Below are 2,724 nucleotides of genomic sequence, written 5' to 3'. Positions count from 1 at the left end.
GGTTCAGCGAGACCTCGGGGAAGAAGGCCCGCGCGCTCTCGGCCCAGATCGGGAAGTCGCAGTTGATCGCCCATTCGAAGCCGCCGCCCACGGCCCAGCCGTTGATCGCGCCCACGACGGGCTTGGCGCCGAAGACGATGGCCTCGGTCGCGCGCTGGATCGCGTCGACGATCTCGCGCGCCTCCTCCGCCGTCCCGGGGTGGACATGCTCGTGCCGGTCGTCGCCCGCGCAGAAGGCGCGCCCCGCGCCGGTGAAGACGATGGCGCGGGTCGCGCGGTCGCGGTTGGCGTCGTCGAAGGCCGCCGCCACCTCCTCGACCAGCCTGCGGTTCATCGCGTTGAGCGAGGCCGGGCGGTTGAGCGAGATGGTGCGCACCCCCTCCCCGGTCATGGCGGAGAGGATGGTGTCGTATGTGAAGTCGTTCATGCGTAGCTCCTCAAGACGCGGCGGGTCTTGCCCTCGGTCGCGGGGAAGGTGCCGGCGGGCACGATGGTGACGGCGGCGGTGGCGCCGAGCTTCGCCTTCAGCTCGGCCTCGAGCCTTCGCGCGAGCGTGCCGTCGTCCGCGCGCCCCTTCGCCAGTTCCGCCTGCACCGGCAGACGGTCGTGGGGCGGTGGCGTGTCGAGCATGATCCGGTAGTCGCCCGAGAGCTCCGCGAAGGCGCCTATGACGGCCGCCACCATCGTCGGGAACATGTTGAGCCCGCGCACCACCACCATGTCGTCCGACCGCCCCACCACGCGGAAGCGGAAGCCGGTGCAGCCGCAGGTGCAGGTGTCCGTGCCGCCGATGGCGATGATGTCCCCGGTGCGGAAGCGGACGAGCGGCTGGCACTCCCGCTCGAGATGGGTCAGCACCAGCTCCCCCTCGGCGCCGGGCTCGAGGGGCTTGGGCGCCCCGGTCTCAGGGTCGATCAGCTCGGCATGGAGCACGTCATGGGCGACGAAGTGCAGGTCCGTCACCTCTCCGCACTGGGACGCGAAGTTGCAGAACACGTCCGAGACGCCGTAGTTCGCGTTCCTGGGCTCCATCCCCCAGACGTCGCGCAGGCGCTGCCGGAAGGCCGGATCGTCGAGCCCCGGTTCGCCCCCGAAAAGCCCGAGCTTCAGCCCCAAATCGCGCGGCGCGAGGTCGGGGAAACGCTCGGCGATGACACGCTCGAGCACGGTCGGATAGGACGGCGTGCAGGAGATCGCGTCGATCCCCGTCTCGAGGATCGTGCGCACCAGAAGCTCGGTCGAGCCGACGCCGAAGGGCACCACGGTCGCGCCCGTCCGCTCCAGCGTCATGTGGTCGGTCAGTCCGCCCATCCACATCTGGTAGTTGAGGCAATGCACCACCGTCATGCCGGGCCCGAGCCCCGCCAGCGCCTGCGCCCGCCCGCCCACGACCTCGGTGATCTCGCAGTCGCGGGCGCTGAGCGCGAGGTTCATCGCCTGCCCCGTCGTCCCCGACGTGCGGTGCAGGCGCGAGACGCGCGCGCGGGGGGCGGCGAGGTAGTCGCCGAAGGGCGGGTGCGCGGGCTGCGAGAGGCGCAGGCCCGCCTTGTCGGAGAAAGGCAGTTCGGCCAGGTCCCCGAGCCGCGCGGGCGGCGCCTTGCCGTCCCAGAGCCGCCTGTAGAAGGCGGAGTTCGCCGCGACGTAGGCGCCCTGCCGCTCCCACGCGGCCTGCCGATGGGCTTCGAGGTCGGCGGGCGGGATCTTGTGCGCGTCGTGGATCAGCGTCATGGCGCCATGCCCCGTTTCCAGAGATCGGTGAGGGTATCGAGAACCGCCTCGCGGTCCCCCGAGAGCGCCGCGACCGACGGATCGCCCGTGACGTGCAGCGCGGTGAGATACTGGTCGACCATGCCGCCGAGCGCGTAGGCACGCCGCATCGTCTCGGCCTCCGCCCGCTCCTGCGCCCCCTGGCGGAGGACCGCGCGCGTCACCGTCTCCACCCAGTCCCGGTTCAGCCGGTGGAAGGCCGCGCGCGCCTCGGGGAAGGTCTCGATCCCGGTGACGAGGCACTTCATGAGCCCCGCGTTCTCCTCGAAGAGGCGCATGTAGGCCGCGGTCGTGGTGCGGACCGGATCGCCCGCCCCCCGCGCGGCGGCCCGCATCTCGAGCTGGACGTGGTCGACGAAGGCGCCGAGCACCCCGGCCGCGAGCGCGTTCAGGTTCGGGAAGTAGATGTAGAAGGTTCCGTGCGCGACGCCTGCCGCCTTGCAGACGGCGCCGACGGTGAGCCGATCGAAGGACGCCTCCGCCATGAGGCGGGCGCAAGCGCGCATCAGGTCGGTCCGCGTCCGCTCCCCCTTGCGGAGGGTGTCCCGCCCCTGCGCGAGCCGGTCGTCGAAGGCGGCCAATGGCGGAGCGGTCGGACGGGGATCGGGTTGGGTCATGGCAGCCGTATCTTTACTGAACATGACATCAGTATCATTTTTGATGCGCCCGTCAAGCCGCGCGGATCGCCCCCGCGGCCACCATGCGACGGCCCGGGGGCTGCGGATCAGGCGCGCATCGCCGCGACCGCCGCGCGCAGTTCCGGGTGCAGGATCCAGGGGCCGTCCTCGCTCCCGTCCCGCGGGGTGCCCCTGTAGGCCACCAGGTCGATGGCTTCCGGTCCGGGCGACGCGTCCTCGCCCTCCGGCGCGCCGGCGAGGAAGCGCGCGATGGCCGCCCCTGCCACGGTCAGCGACTTCCGCGCGGAGGCACGGGACTTGAGACCGGCGGCGCGGGCCA

At 71.8% G+C, this 2,724-nt stretch carries 4 protein-coding genes; all 4 read right to left on the bottom strand.

The genetic code is table 11. The annotated features are described in order from the left end of the window. The coding region (locus ACTS11_RS04990) for an enoyl-CoA hydratase/isomerase family protein (protein WP_442639242.1) at positions 1 to 427 on the bottom strand (427 nt) is incomplete at its 3' end. Further along, positions 424 to 1,728: a phenylacetate--CoA ligase family protein gene (locus tag ACTS11_RS04985; RefSeq protein ID WP_442639241.1), complete on the bottom strand. Its 1,305-nt coding sequence runs from the start codon at positions 1,726 to 1,728 to the stop codon at positions 424 to 426. The genes ACTS11_RS04985 and ACTS11_RS04990, both read right to left, overlap by 4 nt. Then, entirely contained in the window at positions 1,725 to 2,384 is a 660-nt protein-coding gene (locus tag ACTS11_RS04980; protein WP_442639240.1) for a TetR/AcrR family transcriptional regulator, read from the bottom strand. The genes ACTS11_RS04985 and ACTS11_RS04980 overlap by 4 nt, the downstream gene beginning before the upstream one ends. 107 nt (positions 2,385 to 2,491) lie before the next feature. Then, positions 2,492 to 2,724: hypothetical protein (locus ACTS11_RS04975; RefSeq protein ID WP_442639239.1), on the bottom strand; the 233-nt coding region annotated here is incomplete at its 5' end.

The sequence above is a fragment of the Roseicyclus sp. genome, from assembly GCF_052168335.1.
Lineage (GTDB): Bacteria > Pseudomonadota > Alphaproteobacteria > Rhodobacterales > Rhodobacteraceae > Roseibacterium.
This window is presented reverse-complemented; position numbering and strand designations above follow the sequence as displayed.